Annotated in this window: 21 protein-coding genes; 13 read left to right on the top strand and 8 right to left on the bottom strand. The window is 70.4% G+C overall.

Features of this window, described 5'->3' with window-relative positions; translation table 11 throughout:
- Positions 1-153 precede the first annotated feature (153 nt).
- Positions 154-1,395 carry an alpha/beta hydrolase fold domain-containing protein gene (locus ACYVC6_RS20060; RefSeq protein WP_460716243.1) on the bottom strand — a complete coding sequence of 414 codons (1,242 nt, stop codon included), beginning with the start codon at positions 1,393-1,395 and terminating at the stop codon, positions 154-156.
- 138 nt (positions 1,396-1,533) lie between these two features.
- Between ACYVC6_RS20060 and ACYVC6_RS20055 the strand changes: the two genes are divergently transcribed.
- Positions 1,534-2,982 carry a WS/DGAT/MGAT family O-acyltransferase gene (locus tag ACYVC6_RS20055; RefSeq protein WP_460716242.1) on the top strand — a complete coding sequence of 483 codons (1,449 nt, stop codon included), beginning with the start codon at positions 1,534-1,536 and terminating at the stop codon, positions 2,980-2,982.
- On the opposite strand, the gene ACYVC6_RS20050 is transcribed toward ACYVC6_RS20055, so the two are convergent.
- Positions 2,983-3,888 carry an alpha/beta fold hydrolase gene (locus ACYVC6_RS20050; RefSeq protein ID WP_460716241.1) on the bottom strand — a complete coding sequence of 302 codons (906 nt, stop codon included), beginning with the start codon at positions 3,886-3,888 and terminating at the stop codon, positions 2,983-2,985.
- An 82-nt stretch (positions 3,889-3,970) separates the two neighbouring features.
- Here ACYVC6_RS20050 and ACYVC6_RS20045 point away from each other — a divergent pair, with 82 nt between their 5' ends.
- The 6 genes from ACYVC6_RS20045 to ACYVC6_RS20020 are packed head-to-tail and all read left to right on the top strand — an operon-like array spanning position 3,971 to position 9,188.
- Positions 3,971-6,199 carry an acyl-CoA dehydrogenase gene (locus ACYVC6_RS20045; RefSeq protein ID WP_460716240.1) on the top strand — a complete coding sequence of 743 codons (2,229 nt, stop codon included), beginning with the start codon at positions 3,971-3,973 and terminating at the stop codon, positions 6,197-6,199.
- Entirely contained in the window at positions 6,196-6,714 is a 519-nt protein-coding gene (locus ACYVC6_RS20040; protein ID WP_460716239.1) for a hotdog family protein, read from the top strand. Before ACYVC6_RS20045 ends, ACYVC6_RS20040 begins: the two co-directional genes overlap by 4 nt.
- Positions 6,711-7,115 (top strand): Zn-ribbon domain-containing OB-fold protein, encoded by a 405-nt coding sequence (locus ACYVC6_RS20035; protein ID WP_460716238.1) that lies wholly within the window; start codon positions 6,711-6,713, stop codon positions 7,113-7,115. Before ACYVC6_RS20040 ends, ACYVC6_RS20035 begins: the two co-directional genes overlap by 4 nt.
- Positions 7,112-7,501: a MaoC family dehydratase gene (locus tag ACYVC6_RS20030; protein WP_460716237.1), complete on the top strand. Its 390-nt coding sequence runs from the start codon at positions 7,112-7,114 to the stop codon at positions 7,499-7,501. Before ACYVC6_RS20035 ends, ACYVC6_RS20030 begins: the two co-directional genes overlap by 4 nt.
- On the top strand, positions 7,498-8,670 hold the full coding sequence (locus ACYVC6_RS20025) for a lipid-transfer protein (RefSeq protein ID WP_460716236.1): 1,173 nt from the start codon (positions 7,498-7,500) through the stop codon (positions 8,668-8,670). Before ACYVC6_RS20030 ends, ACYVC6_RS20025 begins: the two co-directional genes overlap by 4 nt.
- A gap of 32 nt (positions 8,671-8,702) precedes the next feature.
- Positions 8,703-9,188: a DUF6924 domain-containing protein gene (locus ACYVC6_RS20020; RefSeq protein WP_460716235.1), complete on the top strand. Its 486-nt coding sequence runs from the start codon at positions 8,703-8,705 to the stop codon at positions 9,186-9,188.
- A 259-nt stretch (positions 9,189-9,447) separates the two neighbouring features.
- On the opposite strand, the gene ACYVC6_RS20015 is transcribed toward ACYVC6_RS20020, so the two are convergent.
- Both ACYVC6_RS20015 and ACYVC6_RS20010 read right to left on the bottom strand, forming a co-directional pair.
- A complete protein-coding gene (locus ACYVC6_RS20015; RefSeq protein ID WP_460716234.1) occupies positions 9,448-10,041 on the bottom strand; it encodes a GNAT family N-acetyltransferase in 594 nt (197 codons plus the stop codon).
- A gap of 10 nt (positions 10,042-10,051) precedes the next feature.
- Positions 10,052-10,783, bottom strand: a complete 732-nt coding sequence (locus tag ACYVC6_RS20010; protein WP_460716233.1) for a dienelactone hydrolase family protein — start codon at positions 10,781-10,783, stop codon at positions 10,052-10,054.
- A gap of 338 nt (positions 10,784-11,121) precedes the next feature.
- Here ACYVC6_RS20010 and ACYVC6_RS20005 point away from each other — a divergent pair, with 338 nt between their 5' ends.
- A complete protein-coding gene (locus ACYVC6_RS20005; protein WP_460716232.1) occupies positions 11,122-12,027 on the top strand; it encodes a glycosyltransferase family 2 protein in 906 nt (301 codons plus the stop codon).
- Positions 12,028-12,198: 171 nt separating this feature from the next.
- Complete coding sequence (locus ACYVC6_RS20000) at positions 12,199-13,341, top strand: glycosyltransferase (protein ID WP_460716231.1); 1,143 nt, start codon at positions 12,199-12,201, stop codon at positions 13,339-13,341.
- Here ACYVC6_RS20000 and ACYVC6_RS19995 read toward each other — a convergent pair.
- Complete coding sequence (locus ACYVC6_RS19995) at positions 13,338-14,228, bottom strand: MaoC/PaaZ C-terminal domain-containing protein (RefSeq protein WP_460716230.1); 891 nt, start codon at positions 14,226-14,228, stop codon at positions 13,338-13,340. The two genes, ACYVC6_RS20000 and ACYVC6_RS19995, sit on opposite strands and share 4 nt — an antisense overlap.
- A complete protein-coding gene (kstD, locus tag ACYVC6_RS19990; protein ID WP_460716229.1) occupies positions 14,228-15,979 on the bottom strand; it encodes a 3-oxosteroid 1-dehydrogenase in 1,752 nt (583 codons plus the stop codon). Before kstD ends, ACYVC6_RS19995 begins: the two co-directional genes overlap by 1 nt.
- 34 nt (positions 15,980-16,013) lie before the next feature.
- Between kstD and ACYVC6_RS19985 the strand changes: the two genes are divergently transcribed.
- Genes ACYVC6_RS19985 through merB form a run of 4 tightly spaced genes read left to right on the top strand, consistent with a single transcriptional unit; the run spans position 16,014 to position 19,496 of the window.
- Positions 16,014-16,820 carry a 2-keto-4-pentenoate hydratase gene (locus ACYVC6_RS19985; protein WP_460716227.1) on the top strand — a complete coding sequence of 269 codons (807 nt, stop codon included), beginning with the start codon at positions 16,014-16,016 and terminating at the stop codon, positions 16,818-16,820.
- 3 nt (positions 16,821-16,823) lie between these two features.
- Positions 16,824-17,720, top strand: a complete 897-nt coding sequence (locus ACYVC6_RS19980) for an acetaldehyde dehydrogenase (acetylating) (protein WP_460716226.1) — start codon at positions 16,824-16,826, stop codon at positions 17,718-17,720.
- Positions 17,717-18,817, top strand: a complete 1,101-nt coding sequence (gene dmpG / locus ACYVC6_RS19975; protein WP_460716225.1) for a 4-hydroxy-2-oxovalerate aldolase — start codon at positions 17,717-17,719, stop codon at positions 18,815-18,817. Before ACYVC6_RS19980 ends, dmpG begins: the two co-directional genes overlap by 4 nt.
- 10 nt (positions 18,818-18,827) lie before the next feature.
- Complete coding sequence (gene merB, locus ACYVC6_RS19970) at positions 18,828-19,496, top strand: organomercurial lyase (protein WP_460716224.1); 669 nt, start codon at positions 18,828-18,830, stop codon at positions 19,494-19,496.
- Between the two features lie 31 nt (positions 19,497-19,527).
- On the opposite strand, the gene ACYVC6_RS19965 is transcribed toward merB, so the two are convergent.
- Together ACYVC6_RS19965 and ACYVC6_RS19960 are read right to left on the bottom strand one after the other, a co-directional pair.
- The gene (locus ACYVC6_RS19965) at positions 19,528-19,947 is read right to left on the bottom strand and encodes a GNAT family N-acetyltransferase (protein ID WP_460716223.1); all 420 of its coding nucleotides are present in this window, start codon (positions 19,945-19,947) and stop codon (positions 19,528-19,530) included.
- A 60-nt stretch (positions 19,948-20,007) separates the two neighbouring features.
- Entirely contained in the window at positions 20,008-21,609 is a 1,602-nt protein-coding gene (locus tag ACYVC6_RS19960; RefSeq protein ID WP_460716222.1) for a hypothetical protein, read from the bottom strand.
- Positions 21,610-21,643: the final 34 nt, after the last annotated feature.

The following is a 21,643-nucleotide window of genomic DNA, read 5'->3' as shown; positions in this document are numbered from 1 at the left end:
ATGGCGACGGACCCGCGCATGCCGCATCGCACGGCGCATGTCGTTGTCGACGACCGGTCGGAGGATCCGGACCGTGGTGCGGGGAGAGCCGGAGAACGGTGTCATGCCTCGAGCGTGCTGCTAAGGAACCCCCACCCGCATCGGGCAGATGTCCTAGATCGTCCCTGCCTCGCGGCGGTACTGGTTCCAGTGCCAGTGTAGGTAGCGGTCGATCGCGTGCACGATGTGCGCCGACCGGATCGACGGGAAGACGTCGAAGGCGTGCTGGGCGCCGGGCAGCTCGGCGTAGACGACTGTCCGCTTGGAGACCTCACGCAGCTTCGCCACGAAGAGTCGCGCCTGCTGGACGCCGACGAGGGTGTCGTGGGTGCCGTGCAGCACGAAGAAGTCCGGCGCCTCGGGCGTGACCCGCAGGATCGGGCTGGCCGCCTCGAACGCCTCGGGCTCGGTGGCATAGCGCTTCTTGAACACCGCGGGCCCCATGAACCTGTCCCGGGTCAGGGCGACGCTCCTCAGTCCCGTGGCGCCCGCCACGTCGTAGACGCCGTAGTGCGGCACCGCGACCTGGACCGAGGTGTCCACGTCCTCGAAGCCGGGCTGCCAGGCCGGGTCGTTGGCGGTGAGCGCGGCCAGCGCGGTGAGGTGGCCACCGGCCGATCCACCGGTGATGGCGATGTAGTCGGGGTCCCCGCCGTAGGTCGCGATGTTCTCGCGGATCCAGGCGATCCCCTGCTTGACGTCGATGATCTGGGCGGGGAACGGGTCGCGGGGGGCCAGGCGGTAGTTGATCGCCACGCAGATCCACCCCTTCGCGGCCAGGTGGCGCATCAGCGGGATGCCCTGCTGGTCCTTCTTGCCGATCGTCCAGGCGCCGCCGTGGACCTGGAGGAGCACCGGTGCGCCCTCCAGCTGCCGACCGGCGGGGGCGTAGATGTCGAGGTGGTGGCGGCTGCCGGCCTCGCCGAAGGCGATGTCGCGCTCGACGTGCACGGCAGGGTCGGGCACCCGGAGCGTCCGGAAGGGGTTGACCAACTTGCGCCAGGGAGTGGCCAGCTCCGCCGGAGTGGGAGCGGAGTCGAGCTGCTCGACGTAGTCGAGGCCGAGACCCTCGGTGAGCGCGTCCTCGACGGAGTGGCGCACCGCTCGGCTCTGCCAGACGAGGTAGCCGAGGCCCGCAGCACTCGCCCCCGCCAGGGCCAGGCCCACCGGGTCCCGGCGCCGGCCGATGCTGTGTGCGGCCGCGTCCGCGGCGGTCAGGGCGAGGACGTGGGGAGCGAGCTCGCCGGTCAGCCAACCCGCGAAGAACGCCGGCACCCCGATCCCGAATCCGGGTACCGGACGGATCGCGTTGGCGGTCAGCGCCGCGGTGATGGCCTGTCGACGGCGGAACGACATGGACCAAGATTAGTTGCGGACGGCAACGACTAGTGCTGTCGTGACCTGAGACGGTCGTCACCCTGACCTGCCGGGCCGGCGGTCGTTGTAGGTGCGGAGCACGGTCCGGACGTCGCCAAACGTGGGGGAGCAACCAGCATGGAACGCCTGTCAGGTCTCGACGCCAGCTTTCTCTACCTCGAGACCCCCGCGCAGCTCATGCACGTGTGCGGCGTCATCCTGCTCGACCCCTCGACCATGCCGGACGGCTACTCGTTCGAGGCGCTGCAGGCGGGGATCGACAAGAACGTCCGCGACGTGCCCGAGTTCACCCGCAAGCTCCGCCGTGTCCCCCTCGACCTGGACCACCCGGTCTGGGTGAAGGACAAGCACTTCGACATCGAGCGTCACGTCCACCGCCTCGCACTCCCCAAGCCGGGCGGCTACAAGGAGCTCACACAGCTCGCGGGCCGGCTCGCCGGGCTGCCCCTCGACCGGTCCCGACCGCTGTGGGAGATGTGGGTCATCGAGGAGTACGTCGACCGGGAGGGGCGCGACCTGGTCGCGATCTTCTCCAAGATGCACCACGCCACGGTCGACGGCGTCTCGGGCGCCAACCTCGTCTCCCACCTGTGCTCGATCGAGCCGGACGCGCCGCCGCTGGCGCTCACGGAGATCACGCCGTTCGGCCACGAGCCGACCCGCCCGGAGCTCCTGGGTCGTGGTCTCGTGACCTCGTTCACGCGGCCGTTGACCATCCCGAAGGCGCTGATCCCGTCGGTCAAGGGCATCGCGCAGACGGTCGGCAGGGCTCGGGCCGGGACCGCGATGGCGGCACCTCTCACCGCCCCGCGCACCTCGTTCAACGGCACCATCACCGGCCACCGCAGCATCGGCCTCGTGGACATGAGCCTCGACGACATCAAGGAGGTCAAGGCGGCCACCGGGGCCACGGTCAACGACGTCGTCCTGGCCGTCGCCGGCGGCGCCCTGCGCTCCTACCTGGACGAGCGAGGCGAGCTGCCGGACAGCTCACTGCTCGCGACCGTCCCGATGTCGGTCCGCGAGTCGTCCAAGCGCGAGACCGGCGCCAACAAGGTCTCGGCGCTATTCACCCGGCTCGGCACCGACATCGAGGACCCGCTCGAGCGGCTGGACGAGCTCGCCCACAGCAACCGCAACGCCAAGGACCACGCGCACGCCATCCCGGCCGACTCGCTCCAGGACTGGGCCGAGTTCGCCGCGCCCCGCACCTTCGGCCTCGCCGTCCGCGCCTACGCCGGACTGCGGCTGGCCGAGAAGCACCCGGTCGTGCACAACCTGGTGATCTCCAACGTGCCGGGTCCGCCGATCCCGCTCTACTTCATGGGCGCCGAGATCCTCGCGCTGGCGCCGCTCGGCCCGGTCTTCCACGGCGCGGGCCTCAACGTCACCGTCATGTCCAACAACGGCAAGATGCACGTCGGGATCATCGCCTGCCGCGAGTCGATGCCCGACGTCGACGACCTCGCGCAGCGGTTCCCCGCCGAGCTCGCGCGGCTGAAGGCGGCCGTGGAGTCGGCAGAGAAGCCGACGCCCATCCGCAAGAGGGCCGTCAGCAAGTCCTGATCAGGCGGTCCGGTCCCGGCCGTCGAGCCGCCGCGCGTTGACGGTGGCGACGGCCTCCACGAAGGCGGGGACGAACACCTCGGTCTCCAGGACGCACGCGGCGTGGCCGGCGTCGATGTCGTGCATGGTCGCGCCCGGGATGGCCCGGGCCAGCGAGCGCTGACGGCGGGGCGGGATGACATGGTCGTTGTTGAGGATCACGACGGCCGTGGGCACGTCGATGCCGCCGAGCCACGGCCGCGAATGGTGCCGGCCGAGCGCAGAGAGGGCCTGACCGACGGCCCACGGGCTGGTGCTCCTGAACTCGCGCAGCGCCCATTCCTGGATGTCGGTGGGCTCGAAGTCGACCGCCTCGGCCGCCGCCCGGGCGGCGCGCACGGCGGTGCGCGACCGCGAGATGCCGCGGGTGGCCAGCATCGTGGTGCCCATCCCGGCGAAGAAGAACTGCTCGGGGACGTTCATCCGGAACCGGTCGGTCGTGGCCGCGAGCACCAGGCCCTCGAGCCGCGCTGGGTGCTGACGCCAGACACGCTGCGCCACGATCGACCCCATCGAGTAGCCGCCGACCATCGCCCGGTCGATCTCGAGCACGTCGAGGAGCGTCACCACGTCGTCGGCGCAGTCGACCAGCGAGAAGTGCTCGCTGTGGATGCCTTGGCCGTGCCAGCGCAGGTCCAACGTCACCACCCGGTAGCGCCGCGACAGCGGCTCGATGCAGGGATACCAGGTCAGCAGCCCCGTGCAGCCCAGAGCGTGGAGCAGCACGATCGTCGGCGAGTCATCGTCCGGGCCGGCCGTGTCGGTGACGTAGGTGCGGCCTCGGCCGGGCAGCTCCACGAGCTCGCCGGGAGGGATCCGGGCCCACGGCATGTAGACCTGGTTGCGCAGCAGTGAGAGCGGGTTCACGCGCGGCCCCTCCTTCCTCGAGCGTGGTAGAACACGTTACAGTTTCGCAGCGGAGGGTACGCACGAGGGTCAGGAGAAGAACGTGTCTGTGGCCAGCGACACCGACGGGTTCACCGCGCCCGACGCCGAGGTCACAGAGGCGCTCGAGGCGGTCCGCTCGGTCCTCGCCGAGACGCTCCACCGGGCCGCCAAGAACCTCGCCGAGGGCGAGCAGATCCCCTGGTCGGCCCTCGCCGACGCCGGTCTGCTGGGGCTCGTGGTGCCACAGGTGCACGGCGGTGAGGGGCTCGGCCTGGACGCCGTGGCGGTCCTGCTCGGTGGGACCGGTGCCCGCGCCGTCCAGCTGCCCGTCCTGGAGACGCTGTGCTGCGGCGTGCTCACCCTGGCCGCGCACGGCTCACCCGAGCAGCAGGCGCTGCTGCCAGGCGTGGTGACCGGCGAGGTCGTGCTGACGCCGGCGATCCGCGAGGTGGGCCGTTCCCTGCGCGCCGCCCCCGAGACGACGTACGCCGACGGCGCCGTCACCGGACGCAAGATCGGTGTCACCTACGCCGAGGGGGCGAGCCGTCTGCTCGTGACCGCGGTACAGGGCGACCAGCCGGTCGTCGTGTTGGTCGACGTCGACGGCCCCGGCGTCACCCTGCTGAAGTCGGGCTCGTCGTCCGGTCTGACGACCCACACCATCGTCCTCGACGGCGCCGCCGCGGAGCTGCTGTCCGACGGCGCGGCCCGGACCCTGGTCGAGCACTACGTGGTGGGGCTCTGCCTCGCCGCGGCCGGTGTCGTCGCGGGAGCGCGGGACCTCACCGCCGACTACATCAAGGGCCGGACCCAGTTCGGCCGCAGCCTGGCGGAGTTCCAGGCAGTGGCGATGCAGATCGCCGACGTCTACATCGCCTCGCGCACCCTCGACCTGGCCGCCCACAACGCCGCCTGGCGGATCCAGCACGGGCTCGACGTGTCGGACGACCTGGCGGTCGCGGCCCACTGGGTGTGCGCCGAGGCCCCGCCCGCCCTGCGCACCTGCCACCACCTCCACGGCGGCATGGGGGTGGACGTCACCTACCCGCTGTCGCGCTACTTCTCGTGGGTCACCGACATCGTGCACGCCCTCGATGTCGCCCCCGAAGCGGTCCCGATCGAGGACCCGACCACCAAGAACCTCGAGCTGACCGCCGCACAGCGGGCGCTCAAGGCCGAGCTCCGCACCTACTTCGGTGGGCTCGCCGACCACAACGAGCACCGCGAGATGGGCCTGGACCGGCACGGCGAGGTCTACCAGCGGGTCGTGCGACAGATGGGCGAGGACGGCTGGATGGGCGTCGGCTGGCCGAAGGAGTACGGCGGCCACGGCCTGGGCGAGATCGAGCAGACGATCTTCGCCAACGAGGCGCAGTACTCCGATGTACATCTCCCGGCGGTGACCCTGCAGACCGTCGGACCCACCCTCATCCGCTACGGCACGGAGAAGCAGAAGGACATGTTCCTGTCGCGGATCCTGGCCGGCGACGTGCACTTCGCGATCGGCTACTCCGAGCCGGACGCCGGCACCGACCTCGCGTCGCTGCGTACCAGCGCCAAGCGCGACGGCGACCACTACGTCGTCAACGGCCAGAAGATGTGGACCACAGGCGGCCACCAGGCCGACTACGTGTGGCTCGCGGTGCGCACGGACCCGGACGCCCCCAAGCACAAGGGCATCTCGATCCTGATCGTCGACACCAGCGACCCGGGCTACTCCTTCACGCCGATCATCACCGCCGATGGGGCCCACCACGTCAACGCGACCTACTACAACGACGTCCGGGTGCCGGTCGACATGCTCGTGGGCGAGGAGAACCAGGGCTGGAAGCTGATCACCACCCAGCTCAACCACGAACGCGTGATGCTCGGGCCGGCAGGGCGGATCGAGGGACTGCGCGACCGGGTCGTCGACTGGGCCACCAAGGCCGGCGTGGTCGACCAGCCCGACGTACGCCGGGTGCTGGGCGAGACGACGGCGGTGTTCCGGGTCAACGAGCTGCTCAACTGGGAGGTCGCGCGGGCCGCTGCCGAGGGCGAGATCTCGGTGGGCGACGCGTCGTCGTCCAAGGTGTTCGCCGCCGACCAGGTCCAGCACCTGCTGGCCGACCTGACCGCGATCGTGCACCGCTACGGCGACCCCTCCGACGAAGAGACCGGACAGCTCATGCACTACTTCGACGCCCAGAAGAAGCGCAACCTGGTGCTCACCTTCGGTGGTGGCGTCCAGGAGGTGCAGCGCGAGCTGATCGCGATGTTCGGCCTCGGCCTGCCGCGGGTGCCCCGATGACGGACGACCGCACGGAACGGATCCGCGCGGAGGCCGACCGGATCATCGCTCTGGGCGAGTGCTCGGAGATGCTGGCGCCCTACGAGGTGCACGCCTCGACGATCGGCACCTGGCTCGACGCGATGGGCTACGACAACCCCAGGTTCCGCGAGGGTGACGAGGCGCCGCCGTCGATGGCACAGGTCTGGACGATGCCCGGGCTGGGCCGCAAGCGGGCGCCGGAGGACCCGCTGAGCCAGATGACCGACTTCCTCACCGAGGCCGGCTACACGGCGGTGCTCGGCACCAACTGCGAGCAGACCTACGAGCGCTACCTGCGGGTCGGGGAGCGCCCCCGGGTCACCAACGCCCTCGAGTCGGTGGCAGGGCCCAAGCAGACCGCGATGGGCGAGGGCTACTTCGTCACGTCCAAGAACGTCTGGTACGTCGACCACGAGGACGGCACGAGTGAGAAGGTCGCCGAGATGCTGTTCCGGCTCCTGAAGTTCATCCCCAAGGGGGAGGCACCCGAGTGAGTGTCGTCCGACCGATGGTCAACCGGGACTCGCAGTTCTTCTGGGACGGCACCGCCGCCGGCGAGCTGCGGATCCAGGTCTGCAACGCCTGCGGAGCGAACCGCTTCCCGCCCGGTCCGGCCTGTCCCGACTGCGGCGCGCTCGACCGGGGTTTCGAGGCCACCTCCGGCCGCGGCACGGTCTTCTCCTACGTCGTGCACCGGCATCCGCCCGTCCCCGGCAAGGAGCTGCCGATCGTGATCGCGTTGATCGACCTCGACGAGGGCGTCCGGATGGTCGGCGAGGTCGTCGACGTGGCCGACAGCGAGGAAGGCCCGGAGATCGAGATCGGGATGCCGCTGCGCGTCGACTTCAACCGGGTCGACGACGACCTGACCCTGCCCGTCTGGAGGCGAGCGTGAGGACCTTGACGGTGGGGGACCGGATCCCCGAGTGGAGCCTGCCGCTCACTCCGACGACGATCGTCAGTACGGCGATCGCGACCCGGGACTGGCAGGACGTCCACCACGACCGCGACGTCGCCCAGGCCGCGGGGTCCAAGGACATCTTCATGAACATCCTGACCAGCAACGGGCTGGTCGAGAGGTTCGTCGTCGACTGGGCAGGCCACGACGCCGAGCTCAAGGGCATCGCGATCCGGCTGGGCGCCCCCGCCCACCCCTACGACACGCTGACCTTCAGCGGCACCGTCGATGCGGTCGGGGACGGCGTCGCCACCATCTCCGTGGTCGGACGCGTGTCGCTCGGCGACCACGTGACCGGCACCGTGAAGCTGGCCGTCCCGTGAGCCGATCTCTGTCGGGCGCCGCCGCGATCGCCGGCATCGGCGCCACGGAGTTCTCCAAGGAGTCCGGCCGCTCCGAGCTGCAGCTCTCCGTCGAGGCCGTCCAGCACGCCCTCGCGGACTGCGGCCTCACTCCCGCCGACGTCGACGGCCTGACGACGTTCACCATGGACACCTCCTCGGAGATCGCGGTCGCTCGCGAGCTCGGCATCCCGGAGCTGCGGTTCTTCAGCCGGATCAACTACGGCGGGGGAGCGGCCTGCGCGACCGTCCAGCAGGCCGCGATGGCGGTGGCCACCGGGGTCGCGGACGTCGTCGTCGCGTACCGCGGCTTCAACGAGCGCTCGGAGTCGCGCTTCGGGCAGTTCTCGCTCGCCGCCGCGACCCAGGTCAACACCAACGGGCTCGACAACGCCTGGTCCTACCCGATGGGCCTCGGGACGCCCGCGGCCACCGTGGCGATGCAGGCCCGGCGCTACATGCACGACTACGGCGCGACGTCGGAGGACTTCGGCGTGGTCGCCGTTGCCGACCGCCGGCACGCCGCCACCAACCCCAACGCGTTCTTCTACGGCAAGCCGATCACCATCGAGGACCACCAGGCCTCGCGGATGATCGTCGACCCGCTGCACCTGCTCGACTGCTGCCAGGAGTCCGACGGCGCGGTGGCGCTCGTCATCACCTCTGCGGAGCGGGCCCGCGACCTCGCGCAGCCGGCGGCGGTGGTGACGGCGGGCGCCCAGGGCAGCGGCGCCGACCAGTACGTCATGACGTCCTACTACCGCGACGACATCGGCATCCCCGAGATGGGCGTCGTCGGCCGCGAGCTGTGGCGGCAATCCGGTCTCCGGCCCGACGACATGCCGATGGCGATCCTCTACGACCACTTCACGCCGTACGTCCTCATGCAGCTCGAGGAGCTCGGCTTCTGCGGCCGCGGCGAGGCCAAGGACTTCATCGCCGGCGGTGCCATCGAGGTCGGCGGCCGGCTTCCGCTCAACACCCACGGCGGTCAGCTGGGCGAGGCCTACATCCACGGGATGAACGGCATCGCCGAGGCCGTCCGCCAGCTGCGCGGCACCTCGGTCAACCCGGTCCCCGACGTCGACCACGTGCTGGTCACCGCCGGCACGGGCGTGCCGACCAGCGGCGTGATCCTGTCCCAGGCCTGAGGCAGAGGCTCGGGTCAGGCGATACTTCGCCCATGGACCTGGGTCGGATCGTCCAAGCCTTCGAGCAGGGCGGCACACCCTTGGTGCGCACCGACTTCTCCGACGACGACGCCTGGGAGCTCGTGGTCTACGAGCTCACGAAGCAGGACGACGAAGGCACGGAGCCCCATGTGACCGTCGTCGACGACCGAGCGCTCGCCGGAGTCACGGGAGACGCGCTGGGGAGTGCGTTCCACGGACAAGGACTGTCCTACGGCTACGTCGCTCTCGCGGACGCCCGCTCGATGGCCGAGGCGGTGGCCGGCGGTGAGCTCACCGTCGACTACGTCGACTTGTCCGTCGCGGACGAGGAGGACTCCGAGCTGTTCGAGTCCTTCCCCGGACGGACGTTCCGCTGTGCGGCGCGCCGGTTCGCGTCCATCGAGGTCAACCTGTCCCTCGGCAACATGGACTTCCACGAGTTCGCGGACAGCGTCGAGTCGGACGGTGTGTTCCGCGGCTTCCCGTCGGATGGCTGAGCCGGTGGCACAGCAGGCGACATCACGAACCGCTGGCTATGTCATCGGCGTAGCGCTGCTGGCTCCCCTGGTCCTGCTCGGACTGTTCTTCGGGGCATACGTAGGAAGTCTCCCGCTGCTGGTGGCCTCGGCAATCACCGCAGCCTGTGCCCTCTTCGTCGGGGTCGCTCGACTACGTGCCGACCGCCGAGGCCTGGACTGACTCGCCCGCATCTTCGAGCTTGGGCGGGCTGCGAGGCACATCGCGTGCGACTGTCGCTCAGGCCTGCGCGGGTGGGACCTCGAGGCCCATGACGCAGTTGAACTCACCCTTGGGCCTGTCGTAGGTGAACCCGACGCGCTCATACATCCGGCGGGTGCCGTAGTAGATGAACGACGACGAGACCTTCTTGCCTTCCTTGAGGGCCATGTCGTGCGGATATCCCTCGACGATGCCGCCGCCGGCGGCGGCGATCAGGTCGACCGCACCGCGCAGCGCCATCTCGGCCAGTCCCTGTCGGCGGTGGGTCTTGGCCACCTGGATGCACGTGACCCGCCAGTCGGGATCGGCTGCCTTCGTCTCGTCGTACTCCTTACGGTGATGGATGTCCGGCAGCTCCGTCGGAGTGCCGTACTGCGCCCACGCCAGCGCCCGGGTGCCGTCGGTGACGAGCGCGGCGTGCGCGACGCCATCGGAGACGAGTCGCTCCTTGAACGCCCGATTGCCCACGGCGCTGCGCTCGACCTCGGCGCAGGCTTCCGGGTGGAACTTCGTGCACCAGCATCCGCCGAACAGTCCGCCCTGTTGGTCGACGAACTGGGCGAACATGGGCCACGTGCCCGGGTTCAGCGCCTCGATCGCGTAGCCGGTCATCACGAGACCTCTATGCCCGGAGCTTGTCGGCGAAGAACTTCAGCACCGCGTCGACCGCGACCTGGGACCGCTGCTCGGTCACGGTCGAGTGACCCTTGCCGGGGAGCTCGATCCGGATGAACGCGTCGCCGATCTCCTCGGTGAGGCGCTCGAACCGCTTCCCGACGGCGGGGTCCTTCAGGTAGCGCAGCCCGAGCACCTCGCAGCCGGCCGCGGCCCGCGACCTGACCTTGGCGAGGTCGGCGTCGGAGAGGTTGAGGTCGCGGGACCGCGAGGGTGAGACCGCGAACGGCGTGGACGGCTGGGCCAGCACGGGCGCCGCCACGGCATCGTCGACCATCATGGCCAGGGCGAACCCGCCGGTGAAGCACATGCCCAAGGCTCCGACGCCCGGTCCGCCGAGCTCGGCGTGCAGCTCGCCGGCGAGGCTTCTCAGCCAGCCGGCCACCGGGGAGGTCTGCCGGGTGGCGAGCTTGGTGAACTCCCTGGAGATGCAGACCTGGCGCAGGCTGGAGGCAACGGCCAGCGTGGACATCGGCCGTTCGGGTTCACCGAACAGGTGTGGCATCACCACCGTGTAGCCGGCCTCGACAAGCTCCTCGCCGAAGCCGATGACCGACGGCGTGAGGCCGGGGATCTCGTGCACGACGATCACCCCCGGCCCGGTGCCCTTGCGATAGGTCGGATGGCGTACGCCGCTGGCCCGGTGGTCACCGAGGGTCCAGCTGTCGAGAAGGCCCATGCCGCGCAGTATTGCCGCTGGGCGACGCGCTTGGGGAGGCTGCTGAGGCCAGACAGGTCTGGACCGGTCCGCGCCGTGAGTGGCCGCGATCACCGGTTTCGTGAACGGCGCGGGTACCGGTGAGTTACAAGGCCGTGAGTACGGTCCACGAATGGCCAACAGTTTTGGGCCACGATGCCCCTAGGGGTACTCCAATCCGTGCTCTGACCTGCGGAAACAGTCGGTAGTTACCCGGTTGAGGCACGGTTTCAGCGGGTCGCGGCCCGCTCGACGAAGGCATACGATAGTGACGTCGAAAGCCGGGGGGGTCCGGCTTGCTAGTTGGGGGTCACACGGGTATGAGCGCTGTTCGCAGCACTGGGCACCACGCCAGCGCCCAGGCGATCCGTCGTACGGAGTCCGCCTCGCCGCGGGTCAGCATCGTCGTGCCCGCCATGAACGAGGCACTGAACCTGTCGGTCATCCTCCCGCAGCTGCCGGAGGTCCACGAGGTCATCCTCGTCGACGGTGGCTCGGTCGACGGCTCCATCGCCACCGCGCGCCGCACGCTGCCGGGAATCATCCCGGTCCAGCAGACTCGCAAGGGCAAGGGCAACGCCATGGCGGCCGGCTTCGCCCGGGCCACCGGCGACATCATCGTCATGTTCGACGCCGACGGGTCCGCCGACCCCTTGGAGATCGAGCGGTTCGTCAAGGCCCTCACCGACGGGGCCGACTTCGCCAAGGGCTCCCGCTTCACCCCGGGTGGTGGCTCGTCGGACATCACGGCGGTCCGCAGGATCGGCAACCTCTTCCTCAACACGCTGTTCAACCTGGGCTTCCGGACGCGCTACTCCGACCTCTGCTACGGCTACAACGCCTTCTGGGCCGACATGGTGCCGTTGCTGGACCTGCCCGACCACACGGCTCCTCGCGCGGCCAACGGCAAGATGCTGTGGGGCGACGGTTTCGAGATCGAGACCGTCATCAACTGCCGTTTCGCCGCCGCCGGCGTCAAGATCGTCGAGGTCCCGTCGGTCGAGAAGCTGCGGCTGTTCGGGGAGTCCAACCTGCACGCGATCTCCGACGGCCTGCGCGTGCTCAAGACCCTGTGGACCGAGCACCGTCGCGCAGCCGCGATCCGGCGCATGGAACGCAAGCTGCGCCTCGAGAAGGTCGCGCAGCACAAGCCGGGGGCCGCGTCGGCCACGGTGTCCTCCGGCCAGCGGGACGCCGCTGTGGAGGACGCCACGCTGGTTGCCTGACCGACAGGTGCGGACACCAGCAGCACAGACGCGACCACCCTCACGCGACGCCGGCCGAGACCTACGCCTTCCGCCCGCCACCGTTATTGACCCCTACGGAGCGGGATCGACACGGAACAACCCGGGACTCGGCCGGCGTTGGCGTCTCTGCAGATCTCTCAGCGACAGGTCATGCTGTCCCATATGCGGGTGCTGTTCTCCTCGACGACCGGCGTCGGACACGTCCTCCCGATGATCCCGCTCGCCCGCGCCTTCGCGGCCGCCGGTCATGACGTCCTTTGGGCCACTGGCACCGACGCCGTCCCGCTGGTCGAGGACGCCGGCCTGACGTCGGTGCCCTGCGGACCGGCAGGTGCGGACCTGGCCCGGCTTCGGGGGAGCGTCCTCGGACCTGCCTCCGGGCTGCCGGGCGCTGAGCGTGCGGCATATGTCTTCCCTCGCATGTTCGGCGAGGCGCTGGCGCCGGCGATGGCCGGCGACCTGCTGCTGCTCGCCCGAGAGTGGCACCCGGGCCTGCTGGTCCACGAGCACGCCGAGCTCGCCTCCCCGCTCGTCGGCGCCGTGCTCGGCGTCCCGAGCCTCACCCACGCGTTCGGCGGTGCGGTCCCGGCGCCGCTGCTGGTCGACGCAGCCCGACGCGTGGCCCCCATGTGGGCCGAGCAGGGACTTCCGGTGCCGCCCTACGCCGGCTGCTTCGAGCACGCCTACCTGGACATCTGTCCCGCGTCGGTGCAGGCCGTGCCGACCGGACACGTCGACTGCCCGGTGCGGCCGGTCCGGCCGGCGCTGGCGCTCGAGCCCGACCCGCGCGACCCGCCACTCGTCTACGTGACCATGGGGACCGTCCAGAACCGCGCCCTGGATCTGGGCCCCCTCGTGCGCGCGGTGGCCGCACTGCCGGTCGAGGTCCTCGTCGCCGTCGGCCACGACGGTGACACCGACCTCGGCGAGCAGCCACCCCACGTCCGCACCGAGCGCTGGGTCGACCAGACCCAGGTCCTGGCCACCGCGTCCGCCGTGGTGTCGCACGGCGGCTCGGGGACGTTCCTGGGCGCGCTGGCCCAGGGCGTGCCTCAGCTTTGCCTGCCGCAGGCCGCCGACCAGTTCCGCAACGCCGAGGGGGGCGCCGCGACCGGCGCGGCGCTCGCACTGATGCCGCCGCAGGTCACCCCGGAGGCTGTCGCCGACGCCGTCGCGATGATGCTCGAGGATCCGACGACCCGCCGCAGTGCCGAGCGGGTCGCGGCCGAGGTGGCCGCGATGCCATCGCCGGACGCAGTCGTCCGCGAGCTGGTGTCGCTCTTCGGTGCCTAGGCGAGCGTCAGCACCACGTCGCCGAGCACCGCCGCGTCGGCTCGCTCCCCGCCGGCAACACTCGCCGAGCCCAGGATCCGCCCGTCCTCGTGCCACCCCCGCACGCGCAGGGTCTCGCCCGGGAACACCACCCCGGAGAACTTCGCGGCGAAGCCGCCGACCTGCTTGGCGTCGCCGCCGAGCAGGGCGTCGGTGAGCTCGCGCAGGACGATGCCGTAGGAACACAGCCCGTGCAGGATCGGCGCCGGGAAGCCGGCGGCCTTGGCGAAGTCCGGGTCGGAGTGCAGGGGGTTGCGGTCACCGCACAGGCGGTAGAGCAACGCCTGCTGAGGCGTGATCGCGTACGTCGTCTCGGCGTCCGGCGCCCGGTCCGGGAGCGCGACCGGCTCGGACGTGCCGCGATCGCCACCCCAGCCGCCCTCGCCGCGCACGAAGATCGAGGACCGGACGGTCCAGAGCGCCTCGCCGGCCTCGGAGGTCGCGACGCCCTCCTGCCAGATGACGGCGGCCTTGCCCTTGTCCCAGACGTCCGTGAGCGTCGTGGTCAGGGTGGCCGTGCCGGAGGCCGGCAGGGGAGCGTGCACCGAGATCGCCTGTGAGCCGTGCACGACCTGGGCGAGGTTGATGTCGCAGCCCGGCAGGTCCAGCGGCGGCGGATCGGTCTGGTGGAAGGTCGGCGCGACCACGCCGAACGACGGCAGCACCTGCTGCTCCCCCAGGCTGCCCGTGTGCTCGGTCGTGTAGCGCAGGACGTCGGGGTCGAGGTTGTCGCCGGGACGCGACCCGGCGCCGATGGCCAGGTGGTAGAGCAGGACGTCGCTGGACGACCAGCTGAAGGTCGTGGTGGCAACGTGCGCGCCGATGGCCTCGTCCGGGTTGATCGGCATCAGGCGGTCTCCTCGCTGAGGTGGTTTCGAGGGGCTCCTTCGTCGCCCACCTCGACCAACGGAGCGGCGGTGATGTCCTCGACGGCCAGGTAGCCGAACGCCAGGGCCGGGCCGATAGTGGCGCCGGGTCCGGCATAGGTGTGGCCCATCACCGCCGACGACACGTTGCCGGCGGCGTAGAGGCCGGGGATGACCGAGCCGTCCGGCCGTAGCACCCGAGCGCGTTCGTCGGTGACGAGGCCGCCCTTGGTGCCGAGGTCGCCGGGCACGATCTTGACGGCGTAGAACGGCGCCTGGTCGATCACGTGCAGCGACGGGTTCGGCTTCACGGTCGGGTCGGAGTAGTACTTGTCGTATGCCGACTCGCCGCGGTGGAAGTCCTCGTCGACGCCGGCGGACGCGAACCCGTTGAACCGCTCGATGGTCGCCCCGAGCGCCTCGGCCGGCACCTCGATCTCGGCGGCCAGCGCCTCGATGGTCGACGCCTTCTTGACCGTGCCGTGCTTGTACCAGCGGCCGGGGAACGGCTGCCGCGGGGAGAGCCCGGCGAACAGGTAGCGGTTGCGGTAGCGCTGGTCGATGACCATCCACGACGGCACGTGGCCCACGCCGGTGGCCTCGCCGTCGTACATCGCATGGACGGCCTCGACGTAGGGCAGCGCCTCGTTCATGTAGCGCTCGCCGGCCTGGTTGACGATGATCGACCCCGGCAAGTTGCGCTCGGCGAGGCAGAACCACGGTCCGTTGGGGAGTGGGATCGTCGGCCCCCACCAGGCGTCGTCCATGAGATCGGTCTGCGCGCCCGCCGCGATCCCGGCCAGGATGCCGCCGCCCGCGTTGAACTCCGAGCCGGTGGTCCACTCGACCGAGGTGGGGTGCGGCTGGTACTTCTCGCGCATCTCGAGGTTCTTTTCGAACCCCCCGCTCCCGAGAACGACGCCGCGGCGAGCCCGGATGGCGTGGGTCGTGCCGGCGTGGGACACCTCGACGCCGACGACACGACCGTCCTCGAGGGTCAGTCCCGTCAGCTCGGTCTCGTAGGCGACGGGGACACCGGCGTCGATCAGCCCCTGGCGCAGGCCGATCGCGATGGCGTTGCCCATCGCGAACATCCGGCGGCGCAGCAGCAGGCTGATCACCCTCTTGACGAGCACCTTGACCATGGTCGCCGGGCCGCGCCAGGTGCGCAGGCCCAGGCTGATCTTCCGGAAGTCGGCCTGCGTGACGATCATGTTGGCCGGCGCCTTGGTGTATTGCGGGTGCAGCCGGTCGAGCTCGTCCCCGAGTGACCGCGCGTCCAGGGGGACCGGCTCGCAGGACCGGCCGGCCGGGCGCCCGCCGGGTGCCTCGGGGTGGTAGTCGGCGTAGTCGGGCACCCACTCGAAGCGGAGGGGGGTGTGGGCGCGCACGAACTCGAGGACCTCGGGCCCGCGCTCGAGGTAGGTGTCGCGGCGGACCTTCGGGACGTCGTCGCCGACGATCGAGTCGAGGTAGAGCTTGGCCTGGGCGAGGTCGTCGTGGGAGACCTGGCCGGCCGCCTTCAGCGCGTAGTTGCCGGGCATCCAGACGCCGCCCCCGGAGCGGGCCGTCGAGCCGCCGAAGTAGGCGCTCCGCTCGACCAGCAGCGTCTCGTGGCCCCGCTTCGCCGCGGCCAGAGCCGCGCACATCCCGGCGCCTCCCGCGCCCACGACGACCACGTCTACCTCACCCGGAAGTTGACCCGGCATCTGCCCGGGCAGGGGGGCGCTCATGGCGCAAAACTGTAACAGGTTCTAGAATCGGCCCGTGACCTCCGAGGACCAGATCTCGGCCGCTGTGGAGCGGCTGGCCCTCGCTCTGGAGACCCGTGTTCCCTGCGCCGCCGTGCGCGACCTGATCGGCACCGACGACCTGCCGGCGGCGTACGCCGTGCAGCAGGGGCTGGTCCAGAAGCGGCTGGCCCTCGGGGCGACCGTGGTCGGCCGCAAGATCGGGGCGACGTCCGAGGCGGTGCAGACCCAGCTCGGCGTCGACCAGCCGGACTTCGGCTACCTGCTCGACGAGATGGACGTCTCCGACGAGGCTGCATCCCCCTCTGGGATCTCCATGCGCCGGCTCGTCCAGCCGCGGGTCGAGGCCGAGGTGGCGTTCGTGATGGCCGCCGACGTCGACCTCCCTGAGGACCAGATCACCGTCGAGGCCGTACGTGAGCGCGTCGAGGTGGCGCTCCCGGCGCTGGAGATCGTCGACTCGCGGATCGAGCGCTGGGACATCGGGTTCACCGACACGGTCGCCGACAACGCCTCCAGCGGGCTCTACGTCGTCGGCCGCGACGGCCGCAAGCTGGACGACCTCGAGCCGCGCGACGTCGAGATGTCGCTGAGCATCAACGGCGAGGTGCGCTCGAGCGGCAACGGTGCCGCGTGCCTCGGCGACCCGCTGGAGGCGCTGCGCTGGCTGGCCGTCCAGTGCTACCGCTTCGGCGACCCTCTCAGGAAGGGCCACCTGGTCCTGTCCGGTGCGCTGGGACCCTTCGTCCCGTTCGCGCCCGGTGACAAGGTGGAGGCGTCGATCAGCGGGTTCGAGACTCTGACTGCCGAGTTCGAGGAGTAAGACGTGTCCAAGAAGACCGCCGCGATCGTCGGCCCCGGCAACATCGGGACCGACCTCATGTTCAAGCTGCTCCGCTCGGAGGTGGTGGAGCCGCGCTGGATGATCGGCGTCGACCCGTCGTCGGAGGGCCTCAAGCTCGCCGCCGACAAGGGCCTCGAGGCGAGCCACGAGGGTGTCGACTGGCTGCTCAAGCAGGACGAACTCCCCGACCTGATCTTCGAGGCCACCTCGGCCTACGTGCACCGCGAGTACGCGCCGCGCTACGAGGAGGCCGGGATCCGGGCGATCGACCTGACGCCCGCCTCGGTCGGTCCGGCGGTCATCCCTCCGGTCAACGGCACCGAGCACCTCGGCGCGATGAACGTCAACATGATCACCTGCGGCGGCCAGGCCACGATCCCGATGGTCGCCGCCGTCTCGCGGGCGGCTGGTCCTCAGGGGGTGTCGTACGCCGAGATCGTCGCCTCGGTCTCCTCGGTCTCCGCCGGCCCGGGCACCCGCGCCAACATCGACGAGTTCACGCGCACCACCGCGGCCGGCGTCGAGACGATCGGCGGCGCCGCCCGCGGCAAGGCGATCATCATCCTCAACCCGGCGGAGCCGCCGATGATCATGCGCGACACGATCTTCTGCGCGGTCCCGCCGGACGCCGACACCGACGCCATCATCCAGTCGATCGTGGCGATGGAGAAGGCGGTCCAGGAGTACGTGCCCGGCTACCGGTTGCTCCAGGAACCGCAGATCGACGAGCCGTCGGCGGCCACCCAGGGTCAGACCAAGGTCTCGATCTTCGTCGAGGTGGAGGGCGCGGGCGACTACCTGCCGCCCTACTCCGGCAACCTCGACATCATGACCGCCGCGGCCGCGCAGGTCGGCGAGAACATCGCGAGGGCAATGTGACTGACATCAACGCGCTCGAGCGCACCTGGTCCGGAACCCACGGCAACGAGCCGTGGGGCGAGCTCGACCTCCGGCTCACCGACACCTGCTTGCGGGACGGGTCCCACCACAAGCGCCACCAGTTCACCGCCCAGGAGGTGCACGACATCGTCGAGGCTCTCGACACCTCCGGGATCCCGGTGATCGAGGTGACCCACGGCGACGGCCTGGGCGGCTCGTCGTTCAACTACGGGTTCTCCAGGACGCCCGAGCAGGAGCTCATCAAGATCGCGGCCGAGACCGCCAAGCGCGCCAAGATCGCCTTCCTCATGCTGCCGGGCGTCGGCACCAAGGACGACATCCGGGCCGCGCAGGACAACGGTGGCCAGATCTGCCGGATCGCCACCCACTGCACCGAGGCCGACGTCTCGATCCAGCACTTCGGCCTGGCCCGCGAGCTCGGCCTGGAGACCGTGGGCTTCCTGATGATGAGCCACACCCAGCCACCCGAGGTGCTGGCCAAGCAGGCCCGGATCATGGTCGACGCCGGCTGCCAGTGCGTCTACGTCGTCGACTCCGCCGGCGCGCTGATCATGGAGCAGACCGCCGACCGGGTCGCCGCGGTCGTCGCCGAGATCGGCGACGTGGCAGACGTCGGCTTCCACGGCCACGAGAACCTCGGCCTGGGTGTCGCCAACACCGTCATCGCCGCCCGCGCGGGGGCGACCCAGATCGACGGCTCGGTCCGCCGCTTCGGTGCCGGCGCCGGCAACACGCCGCTCGAGGCGTTCATCGGTGTCTGCGACAAGCTCGGCTGGACCACCGGCGTCGACTTCCTCCAGATCGTCGACGCCTCCGAGGACGTCATCAAGCCGGCGATGCCCGAGGAGTGCCAGCTCGACCGGATGACGCTGATGATGGGCTACGCCGGCGTCTACTCCTCGTTCCTCAAGCACGCCGGCAACGCCGCCGACCGCTACGGCGTCTCCGGCGCCAAGATCCTGCTCGAGGCCGGCCGCCGCAAGCTGATCGGCGGCCAGGAGGACCAGCTCATCGACATCGCGCTGATGCTGAAGGCGGAGGCAGAGAAGGAAGCTGCCAACCAACCGGCCCCCTAGGCTCCTGCCCATGGCGGAGCGCCTCGACACCGAGGACCTGCGGCTGGCGGTCTACGCCGCGTTCGCGGACGGGCGCGTGCCGATGGTCGCCGATCTGGCCGAGTCTCTCGACGTAGCGACCAGTGTGGCCCGTGACGGGTTGGAGGCACTCGCCGCCCAGCGCCATCTCGCGTTGGGCGGCGACGGCGAGATCACCATGGCCCACCCGTTCACCGCGGTGCCGCTGGGGTTCTCGGTCATGGGCACCGACCGGCTCTGGTGGGGCGGCTGCGCGTGGGACTCGTTCGCCGTGCCGCACCTGCTCCCGGACCAGGCGCCCGTGCTGGTCGCCACCACCTGCCCGGCCTGCGGCCGGGCGCACGCCTGGCCGGTGGGCACGTCGGCGCCTCCCGAGGGGGAGCAGGTCGCGCACTTCCTGGTACCCGCGGCGCGGATGTGGGACGACGTCGTCCGCACGTGCTCCCACCAGCGGATCTTCTGCCACGACGGGTGCGTCGAGAGTTGGCTCGCGGGGGAGAGGCTCGAGCGGGGCTACGTCATGGACCTCGCCACCCTGTGGCGCCTCGCGGCCGGGTGGTACGCCGGCCGCCTCGAGCGTGGCTACGTCCGCCGCGAGCCGAGCGCGGCCCAGGACTACCTGCGCGGGGCCGGCCTGTCGGGCGCGTTCTGGGGGTTGTGAGCCTGGTGGTTGTGAGCAGCGAGCGGTGAGGTCAGCGGAGCAGCAGCGTCATGCCGATCGAGGCCTCGCGGTCCTCGGTGAAGCCGTGCCGCGCGTAGAGGCGTCGCCCGGGTGGGTCGGCCATCAGGGTCACGTAGGCACCGGCCGGTGCGGCTGACCGGATCCGGTCGAGCAGGGTGGAGAGGACCAGGTCGCCGAGGCCGCGCCGCTGGTGGCCCGGGAGCGTGGCCATGTCTGCGATGAGGAAGTACCAGCCCCCGTCGCCGACGATCCTCCCCATCGACGCGGCGTCGCCCGTCGCGTCGTGGACGACGTGGCAGCCCCACCACGTGCCCGCCAGCGCCGGCCCGGCCTGCGCAGCGGTCTTGGGGGAGAGGCCGGAGTCGGCGCGCAGCCTGAGGTAGTCCGCGACGGACGGCGTCGTGTCGACCAGGGTGTAGCCATCGGGCATGGGCCGACGCTAACGGGGCTGGGTCGCACCACGGCGGGCGACCCAGCCGCGCGTCGGGTCTCAACGTCGACTGCCGAAGCAGCCTTCGGCGCCGTCCCGCTCGAAGACCCGCATCGAGCAGTAGGCCATCTTGGGGATGTACCGGTCGAGCCGCCGTGACGCCTCGCCGGTGTCGATCGCCGCCGCCAGTCTCTTCAGCATCGGCTGCCCGCGCAGGAAGAACCGGTAGGTGATCTGGCCGTCGAGATAGGGGCCGAGCGGGATCCAGTTCGCCCGCCCGCGCCGGTCGGCGTTGTCCGGCTTCTCCGCCGAGACCACGATCGTGTAGTAGCCCTTCTTGTCCAGGTTGAGCTGGTGGTCGGTGAGGCACTGGTTGGCGTAGCCGGCGTAGAAGTTGTAGCCGCACACGGTGAAGCCTCGAGCCTGCTTGTGCTTGGCGAAGACCGGCTCGCTCCCGTCCGTGTCGGGCGTCGCGAGCGCCTTGGCGCGCACCACGAAGACCTTGCCCCGTCGCTCGCTGTAGAACGTGTTCGCGTAGAGGACATCGGGGTTGGCCAGCAGGTCGACCGGGACGTGGTAGTTGCTCGACAGCGACAGCTTGGGGTGCTTGGCGGCCAGGGGACCGGGAATCGGCAGGCTCGGGAAGCGCTGCACCTTGTCGGGGGCCTTCGGCGTCCCGTTGGGGTACGGCGTGCACTGGTCGAAGTGCTTGGTCACGTTCCCCTGGGCGTCGTAGTAGGTGATGGCCGGGAGCGGCTCACCACCGCTGTTCGGGCCGCGGCCGAGGACACTGCCGTAGATGCGGTAGACGAACAGCACGTAGTTGTTGGGGGTCACGCCGTCCTTCAGAGCCCCGACGTAGGACGTGTTGGGCTCCGGGTTGGCCGGGGGGGCGGTGAACCGGAACCGCACCGTGTAGTCGCGTCCAGCGCCGGCGGGCATCTTCCCGCGGAACGGGTTTGCGCTACCGGGGTCCGGATCGATGTAGACGTCCGTCTGCGGGTGCAGGTTGTTGGTCTGCTGGTCGTTGGGGAGGATCGAGAAGTAGCGCGCATGGGGGTACTGCCCGTGCAGCTCGATGTACCCGCCGGGCGTGACCGGGCTGTTGAACCCCCAGTAGTTCGCGCCGGACGTGTCGATCGTGTAGGGGAACCGGTTGCCGGTGAAGATGTTGGCCTGCTGTGTCCAGCCAGGGCAGATCGATGGAGAGAGGTCACCCGTCGAGCTCGACGTGGTGCTGGGCGCCAGACCGGTGCCACAGGCGGCGGTCAGGCCGTCCGCGATGCGCTGCTCGACCTCGATCAGCTGAGGAGACGTCAGGGCCTGGAAGGCAGGTACGACCGACTGGCCGTTGGCCTGAGCCTGCCCGATGGCCGCGAAGGTGCTGCGCATCGACTCGAGGTCGGTCCGCAGGCTCGAGTCCGCCAATGGGATGAGTCGCCCGAGCAGCGCGTCGACCTGGTCGAACTCGCCGACCTTGTGCGAGACGATCTTGCCGGTCTGCATGTCCGAGAGGGTCTGGCACAGAGGGGTGAGCGACCGGACGGCGGCGGAGGGTGGTGCCGCCGCGGATGGCGGCGACCCTGCGGTGAGCAGCGTGGCCAGCATCGCCCCTGTGACCGTCGCAGCAGTGGTGGTCGCGAGACGTCGGTGGATCTGCATGTGGTCCTCCCTCGGGCGCCGGGGCCGGCGCGCC

The sequence above is a fragment of the Nocardioides dilutus genome, assembly GCF_054779555.1.
Note: the sequence above shows the minus strand (reverse complement) of the source record. Positions and strands in the feature narration are given on the sequence as shown.